Source organism: Spirosoma migulaei (assembly GCF_054776855.1).
Window position 1 is genome coordinate 383,152 of the sequence record NZ_BAAHBG010000005.1, and the last position, 12,838, is coordinate 395,989.

The 12,838-nt window shown below is 46.0% G+C and carries 9 protein-coding genes; all 9 read left to right on the forward strand.

All coding sequences use genetic code 11. The features are described 5' to 3' along the window. Nucleotides 1-29: 29 nt before the first annotated feature. The 9 genes from nuoL (at nucleotide 30) to ACYVGO_RS07230 (ending at nucleotide 12,798) form a co-directional block, all read left to right on the forward strand. Nucleotides 30-1,940, forward strand: a complete 1,911-nt coding sequence (gene nuoL, locus ACYVGO_RS07190) for an NADH-quinone oxidoreductase subunit L (RefSeq protein WP_460968609.1) — start codon at nucleotides 30-32, stop codon at nucleotides 1,938-1,940. 52 nt (nucleotides 1,941-1,992) lie between these two features. Continuing rightward, on the forward strand, nucleotides 1,993-3,471 hold the full coding sequence (locus ACYVGO_RS07195) for a complex I subunit 4 family protein (RefSeq protein ID WP_142775913.1): 1,479 nt from the start codon (nucleotides 1,993-1,995) through the stop codon (nucleotides 3,469-3,471). A gap of 74 nt (nucleotides 3,472-3,545) precedes the next feature. Next, complete coding sequence (locus ACYVGO_RS07200; RefSeq protein ID WP_142775912.1) at nucleotides 3,546-4,952, forward strand: NADH-quinone oxidoreductase subunit N; 1,407 nt, start codon at nucleotides 3,546-3,548, stop codon at nucleotides 4,950-4,952. A gap of 144 nt (nucleotides 4,953-5,096) precedes the next feature. After that, nucleotides 5,097-5,585 (forward strand): GtrA family protein, encoded by a 489-nt coding sequence (locus ACYVGO_RS07205; RefSeq protein ID WP_460968611.1) that lies wholly within the window; start codon nucleotides 5,097-5,099, stop codon nucleotides 5,583-5,585. 144 nt (nucleotides 5,586-5,729) lie between these two features. After that, nucleotides 5,730-5,921 (forward strand): hypothetical protein, encoded by a 192-nt coding sequence (locus tag ACYVGO_RS07210; protein WP_111347025.1) that lies wholly within the window; start codon nucleotides 5,730-5,732, stop codon nucleotides 5,919-5,921. 94 nt (nucleotides 5,922-6,015) lie between these two features. Next, on the forward strand, nucleotides 6,016-6,612 hold the full coding sequence (locus tag ACYVGO_RS07215; protein ID WP_142776906.1) for a SprT-like domain-containing protein: 597 nt from the start codon (nucleotides 6,016-6,018) through the stop codon (nucleotides 6,610-6,612). Between the two features lie 60 nt (nucleotides 6,613-6,672). Further along, nucleotides 6,673-10,074, forward strand: coding sequence for a type IX secretion system sortase PorU (gene porU, locus ACYVGO_RS07220; RefSeq protein ID WP_460968614.1), 3,402 nt, complete (start codon nucleotides 6,673-6,675; stop codon nucleotides 10,072-10,074). 118 nt (nucleotides 10,075-10,192) lie between these two features. Next, nucleotides 10,193-11,374: a type IX secretion system outer membrane channel protein PorV gene (gene porV / locus ACYVGO_RS07225; protein ID WP_460968616.1), complete on the forward strand. Its 1,182-nt coding sequence runs from the start codon at nucleotides 10,193-10,195 to the stop codon at nucleotides 11,372-11,374. 143 nt (nucleotides 11,375-11,517) lie between these two features. Next, nucleotides 11,518-12,798 (forward strand): M16 family metallopeptidase, encoded by a 1,281-nt coding sequence (locus ACYVGO_RS07230; protein WP_460968618.1) that lies wholly within the window; start codon nucleotides 11,518-11,520, stop codon nucleotides 12,796-12,798. Nucleotides 12,799-12,838 lie beyond the last annotated feature (40 nt).

Genomic DNA, 12,838 nt, shown 5'->3' on the forward strand with positions numbered 1-12,838 from the left:
CTGTAAACCGAAAACCATAAACAGACATTATGAAAATAGAATTACTCTGCGCCTTAATTCCGCTTTTTCCGCTGATTGGCTTTTTGATTAATGGCCTCGGTTTTCGTCGGGTACCAACAGGCCTGGTTGGCGCAATTGCCACGGTAGCTGTTCTGGCCTCTTTTGTACTATCCATTTCTCTATTCAGTTCCTTTGCTGGCGACGCTCAACCGATCGTCGCTACGCTTTTCGACTGGATCAGCGTTGGTGATTTACACATCAATTTCTCGTTTCAGATTGACCAGTTATCGTTATTGATGCTGCTGGTTGTAACGGGTGTTGGATCGTTGATTCACCTGTACAGCATTGGCTATATGAGCCACGATGAAGGATTCGGCAAGTTCATGGCGTTCCTGAACTTGTTTATTTTCTTCATGCTCCTGCTGGTGATGGGTTCCAACTACGTCATCATGTTCATTGGCTGGGAAGGCGTGGGTCTGTGTTCGTACCTGCTCATTGGCTTCTGGAATAAGAATACGAATTACAACAATGCTGCCCGCAAAGCTTTTGTCATGAACCGCATTGGTGACCTGGGCTTTCTGTTGGGCATATTCATGCTCATTAATACCTTCGGTACGGTTGAGTACATTGATATTTTCAAACAGGCTACCAGCCTGGAGATCGGCGATAAAACCGTGCTGGCAATCACGCTCCTGCTATTTGTAGGCGCGATGGGTAAATCGGCGCAGATTCCCCTGTATACCTGGCTGCCTGATGCTATGGCCGGTCCAACACCCGTTTCGGCCCTGATTCACGCAGCTACGATGGTGACCGCCGGTATTTATATGGTCGTTCGTTCGAATGTGCTCTATACCTTATCGCCATTAACGCTCGAAATCGTTGGCGGTATTGCCATTGCTACGGCCTTGCTGGCTGCTTCGATCGGTCTCCTGCAAAACGATATTAAGAAAGTACTGGCCTATTCGACGGTTTCACAATTGGGCTATATGTTCCTTGGCTTGAGCGCAACGGCCTACACGGCGGGTATGTTTCACGTCATTACCCATGCGTTCTTCAAAGCCTTATTGTTCCTCGGAGCCGGTAGCGTGATTCATGCTATGTCCGACGAGCAGGATATTCGGAAAATGGGTGGTTTACGGAAAGCGTTGCCCGTTACGTTTATCACGTTCCTGATCGGTACGATCGCTATTTCAGGCTTGCCACCATTTGCCGGGTTCTTCTCGAAAGACGAAATTCTGGCGCACGTTTTCGAACATAACAAAGTACTCTGGGCATTGGGCGTTCTGGGTTCCGGCCTGACATCCTTCTACATGTTCCGCCTGTTATTCCTGACCTTCTTTGGCGAGTTCCGGGGAACTGAAGAGCAAAAACACCATCTGCATGAGTCGCCCGTTACGATGACGGCACCGCTGGTTGTGCTGGCGATACTATCGGCAGTTGGTGGCGCGCTTAACTTACCGGGTGATGGCTGGTTGAGTCACTTCATGGCTCCCTTATTTGAAGGATCGCGTCAGGTTAACCCCGAAGCGTTTGCTGAATCGACTATTGAACACAGCACGGAATATGTTCTGATGGCCGTTTCGGCAGGTGTTGCTTTAGTGGCTATGATCATTGCGTATGTCATGTACATCAGCCGGGGAGCTGTTCCTGCTCCCGAAACCTCCGAGCGCTCATTGCCAGAACAGGTCATTTACAACAAATATTATGTCGATGAACTGTACGAAACAATCATTGTTCGCCCGATACGCGGATTAGGGGATGCCTTGTATAGCTTCGGTGAAGGCCTGATCGACGGTGTCGTGAATGGCGTGGCCTGGTTAGTACAGAAAAGCGCAGCGCAGTTGCGGTTGTTGCAAAGTGGCTCGATTGGCTTCTATGTCCTGGCCATGGTTGTGAGTATCGTTGTCATTTTTGCCCTGCGGTTTTTCATTCGATTGTAATTAAATCCAACAGATTCGCGATACATCACCCATCGTAATCGTCCATCGGTATATGCTTACATTATTTCTGATTTTTTATCCTGTCGTAGCGGCTACTCTGATCCTGATGTTTCGGGGAGAACGGATAAAGCAGGCGGCTTTGGTAGCTGCGCTGGTCGAACTAGCATTCGCAGGTTACGCCTTCGTTGGATTTAAACCTGATGCAAGTTCGCAGTTTGGCTTCGACTATGCCTGGATTAACTCGCTGGGAATTCGATTTAGCGGAGGTATCGACGGTATCAGCGTGTTGCTTGTATTGCTCACCGGGTTGCTGGTTCCATTCATCATACTCTCTACGTTTGAACGGAATTATCCACGTCCTTCTCTGTTTTATGCACTGATGCTGTACATGCAGGCGGCTTTAATGGGTGTCTTTACCGCTCGTGACGGGTTTCTTTTCTATTTCTTCTTCGAAGCTGCACTGATTCCAATTTACTTCCTGGCGGCCATGTGGGGAGGAGCCAATCGGATTCCGGTCACGTTCAAATTCTTTGTTTATACCATTTTTGGTAGCTTATTCATGTTGCTTGCCCTAGTGTACTTATACTACCAGACACCAGCAACCGCCGTGTCGGCACACTCGGCAGCTATCATCGATTTTTATAAACTTAATCTGACTCCCGAAGCTGAAACCTGGGTTTTCTGGGCCTTCTTTATCGCTTTTGCCATTAAGATGCCCGTGTTCCCATTCCACACCTGGCAGCCAGATACCTACGTTGAATCGCCGACACCAGCCACTATGTTGTTAGCTGGAATTATGCTCAAAATGGGCGTTTATGGGTTGATTCGCTTCATTCTGCCAATCGTACCACTCGGCGTTGAAACCTGGGGTAAAACAGCCGTCGTTCTATCGGTTATTGGTATTATCTATGGAGCAATCATTGCCATTCGTCAGCGTGATATGAAGCGGCTAATTGCTTATTCATCATTTTCGCACGTTGGACTGATGGCCGCTGGTGTTTTCTCGCAAACCGAAACGGGTATGCAGGGTGCCTTGGTGCAGATGCTGGCACACGGTATCAATGTGGTGGGCCTTTTCTTCGTAGCCGATATCATTTTCTCGCGTACGAAAACCAACCAGTTAGATCAGCTGGGCGGCATTACACAAACAACGCCTAAGTTGACAGTCTTCTTCCTGATTATGCTCTTGGGTAGTGTGGCACTACCACTTACCAACGGCTTCATTGGTGAGTTCCTGTTATTGCATGGTGTCTTTACCTACAATAATTATCTGGGCTTAGCGGCTGGCTTCACGATTATTTTCGGTGCCGTTTATATGCTTCGTATGTTCCAGAAAAGCATGTTTGGAGCAACGTCATCACGCACGGAGTCATTTACCGATCTGACTAGTTCCGAAAGCTGGGTATTTATTCCGCTAGTCGTCCTTGTTTTCTGGATAGGTATCTACCCGCATTCATTTTTGAAAGTAACCGAACCCGCTGTTGCCAATATGATGAAGTATATCGGTACAACGGCTGTATCCTTGAAATAATCGTTAAAGGTTTTCGGTTTCTGGTTTTCGGTCATGCGGAAAACCAGAAACTGAAAACCGAAAACTATAAACCTATGCTCCCCATCGTTCTGTTATCGGTTTTTGGCATCGCTCTTCTGTTCCTTGGCTTCCTGAAGTCAAAGGCAGTGCTACTACCAGCTACGTTATTATTCCTGGTTATTACCTTGGGAGTTACTTTCCTCGACTGGAATAAAACGTATCTGTATTTTAATGACATGTTGCGGATAAACAACCTGGCAATGGTCTTTTCGGCCATCATGCTTGTGTCGGCATTTATGGTTGTGGCGCTGTCGGGTAGCTTTATGGATGACGAATCGGCCCAACCCGCCGAGTACTACGCACTTATCCTGTTTTCGTTGGTAGGTGCCATTATGATGGTGGGCTATGAGAACCTGATTATGTTGTTTGTGGGGGTTGAAATTTTGTCGGTAGCTATGTATATACTTACCGGTAGCGATAAAAAGAACCTACGATCCAATGAAGCGGCACTGAAATATTTTCTGATGGGTGCTTTTGCAACCGGTATCATGCTGTTTGGCATGGCGTTACTCTATGGGGCTACCGGCTCATTTACGATTGCTGGAATTGCTGCCTACACATCACATCCACAAACAGGACTTTCCTTACTGATTTATGTTGGCTTGCTGATGTTGCTCATCGGTTTGTTGTTTAAAGTATCGGCGGCTCCATTTCATTTCTGGACGCCTGACGTATATGATGGTGCACCTACCATTTTTACCGCCTATATGTCGACGGTTGTGAAGACTGCTGGTTTCGCGGCTTTATTCCGATTGCTGTCTGTTTCATTCAATGGCGTGTACACGTTCTGGTGGACGATTTTGGCTGTTATTACGGCTTTAACGCTCATTGCTGGAAATATTACAGCGGTTTATCAGTCCAGCTTTAAGCGGATGATGGCTTACTCCAGCATTTCGCACGCGGGTTATCTACTAATTGGATTAGCCTCATTAGGCACCCAAACGAAGCAGGCTCTTGTAGTCTATTCACTAGCTTATTCCGTGGCCACCATTGCAGCTTTTGGTGTACTGCTGCTAGTATCACAGCAACGGAGTACTCAAACCATTACAAGCGAAGGTGTACTGACTGAGAACTTTGACGCATTCAATGGACTGGCCCGGCAAAACCCGCTTTTAGGATTTGCCATGACTGTTTCGATGCTTTCATTAGCAGGTATCCCACTTACAGCCGGTTTCTGGGGTAAATTTTACATGTTTTCAACAGCTGTTGAGCGTGGACAAATCTGGTTGTTGGTTGTAGCGGTACTAATGTCGGCTGTTGGTATTTATTATTATTTCCGGGTTATCATTGCCATGTACTTCCGGGATGGAGCAACGGAGCCAATCCGGGTTGCACCCTTCTATCAATATGTATTAATTGGCGCCACTATCCTAACCTTAGGGCTGGGAATTGCGCCAGGCTTACTACAGGGGCTTTTCTGATTAGTAAACAACTAGGTGTAAGACCGTATCCTAAGTAATAATAGTTGAAAGTATAGACGTTTGCCGTTGAGTTTGTATTTTTGATGGATTTATCGATCAGACAATAAATAAATTTAACGCATTTCGTCCGGTAACAAAGTGAACGTGAGTAGCATAGAGCAGCCAAAAACAAAAGAATACAAGGACTTCTTTTCGTTCTTTCTAACGGCTGTACTGGGTGCATCCATCAACTTTGTCAGTCAGATTTTTTACCGTAAATTCTTCGATTTCGATACCAGCGTCTTGTGCGGATACCTAACTGCTACCGTGCTGACATTTATTCCAACCAAACGGTATGCGTTTGCCGCTAGAGATACGGGTAACACTGGTCGGGAGGCTATCAAGTTTCTGGGTATTGCTGTTGTCGCGCTTGCCGTTCAGGTTTATGTTGCCAAATACACATTAGAGTGGATTGCTAACCCGCTGTTCCCTAACGTTAGTGAGCTCTGGCGAGAGAAAGGTTCGCACGTAGCTGGTATGGGAATGAGCTTTTTAGCTAATTATTTTGGCCATAAACTCTTAACATTCCGCAGTACGGGCTTTTACGATAGGCTACTTTCGCGCCCTTCGAAAGAGCAGGAAAGAAACGTATAGAGGCTAACCCAGATTAATTCAACTTCAAATAGGACTTTTTGATGCAATAAGTACTCTCATGTAAATTTATTAGAGGGTATTATTGCATTCACTAAGAAAAAAGTATATTTGTGGCTTAAAACCTAAAATATCACTGAAAAGGTAATGAAAAAAGTTATCGCCTTACTATTTGTTGGTAGCATGCTGACCTTCGCTGCTTGCCAAAGCAAACCTAAGACAGAAGAAACCACCACGGATTCGACTGCCACCATGTCAACCGACACCACTACAATGGCTACGGATTCTGCTTCTACGATGACTGCGGATTCTGCTGCTGCTGACACGACGAAGAAATAATTTTCTTCGCGCAAGAATTTAAAAAGCCTTATTTTTATAAGGCTTTTTTGTTTTTAAGACGTTGACAGACGTATTCACTACACATATTCCACCGATGGCAGTTGAGTACTGCCATCAGTTACTACACCAGTACAAGTTTCGCTTTCGAATTGTGAAACCCCGCCGAACGCGTTTAGGCGACTTCCGGGTACTGCCACACAATCAGACTCAAATTACAGTCAACACAAATCTTAACCCGTACGCGTTTTTAATTACCTATGTGCACGAAGTAGCTCATGCGGCTGTGCATCATCAATATGTATTGCAGCGTAGAGTTAGACGAGTGAAACCACACGGGCGAGCCTGGCAAACAGCTTTTCAGCAACTTATGCAGCCGCTTCTAAGTGAAACTGTTTTTCCGGCTACCATCCTGCACCCGCTTGAGCAATACATGGCTAATCCTGGAGCTACAACCTACGCACATCCAGCGCTGATGCTGGCATTACGGCAGTTTGATGCGAGTCCAGTAGAAGTCATAGATAAAAATCGCGTGCTACTTCGGGATGTGCTGGAAGGAGATTCCTTTCAATTGGGTCAAAAGACGTACGTGCGAGGTACGTTACGTCGAACCCGCGTCGTTTGTAAGGAAATGGCATCAGGTAAATCATACGCAGTTCTGGCGCATGCCTGGGTGAATATTAATGTAGATTAGTTAATGAATAATGAACAATGTATAATGAATAACGAGGAAAGGCTGATTTGGCCCCGATGGATGAATTGGCTTGTCCTATTTATTATTCATTGTTCATTATTCATTGTTCATTACAACACATACGCCCAATCTGTATTACGTGAAGGAACTTGGGTGAAAATTGGCGTTACTGAGTCTGGTGTCTATCGACTCAATCAGGCTCAATTAGTTAAATTAAATTCCGCCTTTGCTACAGCCGACCCAAGAAACCTACGACTTTATGGAAATGGAGGAGCGGTATTGCCACAACCTAACGCAACTCCCCGGCCAACTGACTTAATCGAAAACGCAATTCAGGTATCAGGTGAAGCCGACGGGCGATTCGATGCAGGTGACGCTTTACTATTTTTTGGGCAAAGTCCTCACGTCGTTCGTTACGATTCAACGACCCAACGCTTTACCCATCAAATCAATTCATATTCAGATACAACGTTCTATTTTTTAACCATTGGCAGCACGTCCGGCTTACGCATTGCCGACCGACCTGCGGGTTCACTCAGTGTTACGCCAACAGTTACCACCTTCGATGATTATCAGTTTCATGAACAGGATTTACTCAAAATTCCGGCAGTACGTTCGGGACGGGAATGGCTCGGTGAATATCTGACCACCGACACAACTAAGGTTATTCCATTCGATATACCTGGGCTTGTAGCAAACGTGCCGCTTCGGCTAACAGCTTCAGTTGTAGCTGGTGCTACAGTATCTACACAGTTCATACTTCAAGTAAATGATCAGCTAGTGGGCACAATGCCCATTGCGTCGATATCTGGTTACGAGTACGACTATCAGGGAATTGTCCGAACAGATACTTTTCAGACTAAACTCACAACTACCGATAGTCAAATCCGATTGTCAATTACCTTTCGTAAAAACGGATTGTATTCAGCGCAGGGATACCTAAACTATTTGTCAGTACAGGCCCGACGCGAACTTCGCCAGTATGATAAGCCAATCTGGATGCGCCGTTTACCGGCTGGCCAATATGCCATTAAGCAGGCTACAGCCAGTTTACGCGTATGGGATGTTACGAATCCGCTGGCTCCTGTGTCGCAGGTCTATACCCTTGCTTCTACGCAGGAGGCTGGATGGCTCGCGTCTCGCTCTGGTGATTATTTTTTGTTTACAGACGCGCAACTTTTATCACCTGTTGCCTTAGCAACCATCTCAAATCAGGATTTGCATAGTCAGGCTACACCGGACCTAATTGTGGTAAGTCCGGCTGCCTGGTTAGATCAGGCGGAGCGTTTGGCCAAATTTAGGCGTGAACACGATCAACTCTCTGTTCTGGTTGTTACAACACAACAGATCTATAATGAATTTGGAGCAGGCCGACCTGACCCGACGGCCATTCGGGATATGGCTCGCCATTTTTACCTGAAACAACCCAATAAACTTCATTATCTGTTGCTATTAGGTGACGCTACCTACGATTACAGGAACATTGGCGGCCAGATCAATACGGCTCAACTAGCGAATATGGTACCGGTCTACGAAAGCCGGGAATCATTACATCCAGTTTTGAGCTATTCATCCGACGATTATTTTGGGTTTATGGATACCAGTGAAGGTGAGTGGCCCGAGAATGGTACTGGCGATTATTTACTGGATATTGGCGTGGGGCGATTGCCTGTAAAATCCACAGATGAAGCCCGAACAGTGGTTGATAAACTCATTCGCTATAGCTCAAACGCGTCCTTAACTGGCGATTGGCAAACTCGGGTTATGCTCATTGCTGATGATGGCGATTACAATATTCACCAGCAGGATGCCAATCAAATGGCTAAAAACATCGAGAAAATTGCTCCTGCTTATCGGCCAGAGCGTGTATTTCTGGATGACTATCCACAGGAAAATACCACGGGTGGTCAGAAAGCGCCAGTCGTTAACCAACTCATCAATCAGGCAGTTACCGATGGACGATTGATTATTAATTACAGCGGTCATGGTGGAGTGATCGGTTTAGCCGATGAGCAGATTGTAACCCTTCAGGATATCCTGTCCTGGAAAAATGAACGGCTCCCGTTATTTCTAACAGCTACCTGCCAGTTTGGTCGATACGACGATCCTAACGTCAACTCCGGTGCAGAATTGACCTTGTTAAGTCGCACGGGTGGCGCAATAGGTTTACTGACTACAACCCGGCCTGTTTATGCAAACACAAATCTGCTCCTGAACGAAGCATTCTACAACACGGTTTTTACACCGATTAATGGTCAAATGCCTCGTTTAGGCGATGTGATGCGGGGAACAAAAAACAATAGTTTAAGTGGCCCTGTAAACCGAAATTTCGCGCTCCTGGGTGATCCCTCGATGCGCCTGGCTTATCCACAGGCCCAAGCTGTGCTTACCCAGGTGAATGGAAAAGCAGTTGCATCTACCCATATCGATACGCTCCATGCTTTACAAACGGTTGAACTAACGGGCGAAATTCGCCAGCAAACGCAACTATTAGCTGACTTTACGGGCGTACTCCGACTGTCACTTTATGATAAAGCAACCACGCATACGACATTGGGAACCGAAGCCGGGAGCCCTAAAATGAGTTATCAGGCATTCAGTAATCAAATTTTTACGGGACAGGTGTCTGTGAAACAGGGCCGGTTTGTGGTTCGGTTTACAATGCCCAAAGACATTGATTACACCGTTGGTCTGGGAAAAGTCTACTTATATGCCGTTAAATCAGATAGCTTACTGGATGCAACTGGAAGTTACGACAGCCTACGTGTAGGTGGCAGTGTTTTGGCTGATAGTATTGATACACAACCACCCCTTGTAAATCTTACTGTGGTAGGAGGGAGTTCTGAAGGTGATATCATCCATACCCCGGGACCTGACGTAACGTTGCTTGTTAAACTGACTGATAATCGGGGAATTAACATTGCCCGGTCAGGCTTAGGCCATGAACTGACGGCTCAATTGGGTAGCCAGCCAGTAGTGGTATTAAACGAAAATTATGTAGCCAATGGCGCTGACGGCCGGCAGGGTGAAGCACGGTATACTTTTACTGATGTAGCACCGGGCACTTATGTGATTCGGGTCAAAGCATGGGATATTAACAATAATTCCAGCGAGGGCGCGTTGACCATAGTAGTTTCTGAGCGTCCAGGGTTAGCTTTGCGGACGTTGCGGGCGAGTCCAAATCCACTAGTTGCGCAAACAACACTAACGGCTGAACTTAATCGTTCAGGCGAACCACTCGACTGGACGTTGGTTATCTATGATCTTAATAGCCGATTAATAAATAAGCAAACAGGTCAGTGTACTAACTGTGAAGCTATCGTAGATGTAGGTATGTGGGACGGCTTGATCAGTACTGGGCAACCGGCGTCGAATGGCCTATATATTGTCAGACTTGAAATTCGTTCGGCCGTTGATGGTACAACGGCCATCGGCACCAGTCGAATAGTAGTAACAAAATGATTTAAAAAGACTTAAAATCATCTCATTTTTTCTAATCCAACGATTCATTGTAATTTTGACCGCACAGTACTGCCATTCTCACCATAATCAGTTGCTGTCGTTGACCAACTCTCTTTGTATGAAGCGCAATTTTTCCCGTGTTCTACTCGGCGTTTGCATTTGCTTTCCTTTCGTCGTATCTGCTCAAACCAACCTCAATGGCCAACCGCTGAATGTTCCTACATCATCGGTACCCTTTCTGAATTTTACGCCTGATGCTCGTTCGGGAGCCCTGGGTGACGCTGGGGTAGCACTTGGTGATGTTGATGCCAGTGCTGTTTTCTGGAATCCATCGAAATTGGTTTTCGCTAAACAGAGTTCAGGAGGCTCACTTTCGTATACACCCTGGTTACGGAACCTGATTGGCGATATGTATTACACCTACCTGAGTGGCTACGGGAAAGTAGGTAAAAACTCGGTTGTGTCTGGCTCGTTGATGTATTTCGACTTGGGAACAGTTGATTTTACAACCGCAACGGGCGTAGCTGCTGGTACATTTAACTCTCGGGAATTTGCTTTTACTGCTTCGTTTGCACAACGACTGTCGCAAAATTTTTCGCTTGCCGTTGATCTGAAATACCTGAATTCTAATCTGGCAGCCGGTGGGGCTAACGTAGGTCTTAAGCCGGGAACAACCGCAGCGGCCGATATTAGTGCCTACTACCACAATGAATCACGTGATAATGCAACTGGTAAAGGGTTTGGTTGGGCATTTGGCGGTATGATTTCGAACCTCGGTGGTCGGATCAATTACGGCGGCACACAGAGCTACTTTATTCCAACGAACCTCCGTTTAGGAACCAGCCTGACCTTGTTTGCTGACCAGTACAACAAGTTCAATTTTGTATTAGACGCCAACAAATTGATGGTGCCCACACCAAACGTTGTTAATGGTGTAAACCTCAATGGTAATAAAGATTACTTCTCGTCGGTCTTTGGTTCATTTGCGGATGCCCCAGGTGGCTTTAGCGAAGAATTGAAGGAAATTACGCTGTCAACGGGTATTGAATACTGGTATAACGACCAGTTTGCTGCCCGAATCGGTTATTTCAATGAATCGAATGAGAAAGGTGGTCGTAAATACGTAACAACGGGTATCGGTCTCCGGCTCCAGCAGCGGTTTGGCGTTGACTTCTCATATTTAGTGCCCATAAAACAAGGTAGCCCATTGTCTGATACCTTCCGAATTTCGCTGTTATTTAACTTCAATAAAGCAAACCGGGTAGGCGACGACGAAGCCGTAACCGACGATTCTAACTAAAATTAACAGAGTCAATTAAGTGAAGAATGAAGAGTGAAAAATGAAGAATAATTGGCCAACAAGTGTCAGTTTTATTCTTCATTTTTCACTCTTCATTCTTCACTTAATTTTACACCGTACCGGCGGCCCGGTTTCACGTTTATATGACCCTCGATAGAACTCAGTCGCCTGCGTTTCAGGCAATACACGAAATACAGTTACCGTCCGTTCAATCCCATCGCTTAGATAATGGTATCCCGCTCCACCTGATTTCAGTTGCGCAACAGCCCGTACTTCGGTTAGAGTGCGTGTTTGATGCGGGTACATGGTATGAGCAGGTTCCCAGTAGTGCATTCTTTGCCATGAAGATGCTGTCGGAAGGAACAGCATCCCGTTCATCGGCGCAGATTAATGAATATGTAGACCGGTATGGTGCGTTTATGGAATTGAATAGCGGTCCCGATCGTGCCAGTATTGTTATTCACTGCCTGACAAAGTTTCTGCTCAATGTGTTGCCGCTTTTAAGTGATATACTGAATGAGCCGACTTTCCCACAAAAAGAATTAGACGATCTTCGGAATATCATCCTTCAGAACTTACGGGTTAATTACGAGAAGAATGCCTACCTCGCCGGAGTTCTGTTTCGCGAAAAATTATTTGGTACCTATCATCCGTATGGACGAAGCCAGCGTCCGGAAGCCGTTGAGGAAATCACCCGGGAGGGCATTATTGCATTTTATGAGCGAGCCATCAGAAATCGGCAGTTTCAGGTAATTCTGGCTGGGCATGCAACCGAAAATGAAGTCCTGCTGATTAACCGTACATTGGGCCAGTTGCCCGTTAGGACTGATATACTACCCGATTTTTCAGGTAATGTGCCAACTGACATACATTCTCCTATACTGGCCGAAAAGCCCGACAGTATACAATCGTCTATTCGATTAGGTCGGCGATTGTTCACGCGGGCCCATCCGGATTTTTTTAGGATGCTGGTGACAAATGAGATTTTAGGTGGCTACTTCGGCTCGCGACTGATGAAGAATATTCGTGAAGAGAAAGGGTTTACCTATGGCATATCCTCAAACATGCCCTCGTTTCGGCGGGACGGCTATTTCCTGATTGGGACCGATGTTAATAAAGAAAATACCCAGGAAACATTAAACGAAATTCGGAAAGAGATTCATATTCTTCAAACAGAACCCGTTTCGGCCAGCGAACTGGAAACAGTGAAAAATTATATGGCTGGCGAGTTTGTGGGTTCGCTTAATACACCATTTGAGATTGCCGATCGATACAAAGTGATTTTGCTGGATGGAATGCCGGCTGACTTTCTGGCAACGTACATTCAAAAACTTCGGGCAGTTACACCTGCCGATATTATGGAAACAGCCATCCAGTATCTGGCCGTCGATAGTTTGAGTGAAGTTGTGGTAGGTGGGAAATAGGGGTTCATGCGGTTTAATTAAGGTAACCAAGCGGTTTTGT

Excerpts from the sequence above, each read along its gene's own strand:
- ACYVGO_RS07230 (WP_460968618.1), top strand. The coding sequence starts at position 11,518 with ATGACCCTCGATAGAACTCAGTCGCCTGCGTTTCAGGCAATACACGAA.
- nuoL (WP_460968609.1), top strand. The coding sequence starts at position 30 with ATGAAAATAGAATTACTCTGCGCCTTAATTCCGCTTTTTCCGCTGATT.
- porU (WP_460968614.1), top strand. The coding sequence starts at position 6,673 with ATGAATTGGCTTGTCCTATTTATTATTCATTGTTCATTATTCATTGTT.
- ACYVGO_RS07210 (WP_111347025.1), top strand. The coding sequence starts at position 5,730 with ATGAAAAAAGTTATCGCCTTACTATTTGTTGGTAGCATGCTGACCTTC.
- ACYVGO_RS07200 (WP_142775912.1), top strand. The coding sequence starts at position 3,546 with ATGCTCCCCATCGTTCTGTTATCGGTTTTTGGCATCGCTCTTCTGTTC.
- ACYVGO_RS07195 (WP_142775913.1), top strand. The coding sequence starts at position 1,993 with ATGCTTACATTATTTCTGATTTTTTATCCTGTCGTAGCGGCTACTCTG.
- porV (WP_460968616.1), top strand. The coding sequence starts at position 10,193 with ATGAAGCGCAATTTTTCCCGTGTTCTACTCGGCGTTTGCATTTGCTTT.
- ACYVGO_RS07215 (WP_142776906.1), top strand. The coding sequence starts at position 6,016 with ATGGCAGTTGAGTACTGCCATCAGTTACTACACCAGTACAAGTTTCGC.